Here is a 589-nt window from a genome sequence, read left to right on the forward strand (position 1 = left end):
GGGGCATTTTTGTGTTTCCCCTTTGGCTAATGAGCTTTTTGGTTAGCCTCCGGTATTCCTCATCAAAAAGAAGGTGAAATTGGCAGTTGACCCGTCTATAGGTATAGGGTTGAAGATACAACTCGTTCAATTAATGGAGTTCTTATGCTAACCGTCACTCAACTCGCAAAGCAGTTCGGCATCTCACGTACGACGGTATTGTACTACGAGAAAGAGCAGCTACTTATCCCAGCCTACCGTTCTGACAATGGATATCGTTGGTATGGGGATAAAGAAGTCGAGTGTTTAGCAGCAATAACGTCTTATCGTTCGTATGGCTTGTCGATTTCAAGCATAAAAGCCCTGTTAGAACGAAAGGGAGAGTCTCAAGCCCAGATACTTAAAGACCACTTTAGTGAGCTTGAGAGAGAAATCCAGAACTTAAGAGTGCAGCAAAAGGCTGTAGTGCTATTGCTGCAAGAGCCTAACCTTTTAGAGGAGAATATTGTGAAAAAGGAACGCTGGGTACAAATAATGGTTGAAGCCGGGTTTACTGAGGCAGATATGGTGAAATGGCATCAAAAATTTGAGGAACTAGAACCAGAGGAGC

Annotated in this window: 1 protein-coding gene; it reads left to right on the forward strand. The window is 43.5% G+C overall.

What is annotated here, in order from left to right; translation table 11 throughout:
* Positions 1 to 144: 144 nt before the first annotated feature.
* Positions 145 to 589: MerR family transcriptional regulator (locus tag ACSTTG_RS24215; protein ID WP_438476621.1), on the forward strand; the 445-nt coding region annotated here is incomplete at its 3' end.

The organism is Vibrio glycogenivorans (assembly GCF_051660965.1).
In the GTDB taxonomy this organism is placed as follows: Bacteria; Pseudomonadota; Gammaproteobacteria; order Enterobacterales; family Vibrionaceae; genus Vibrio.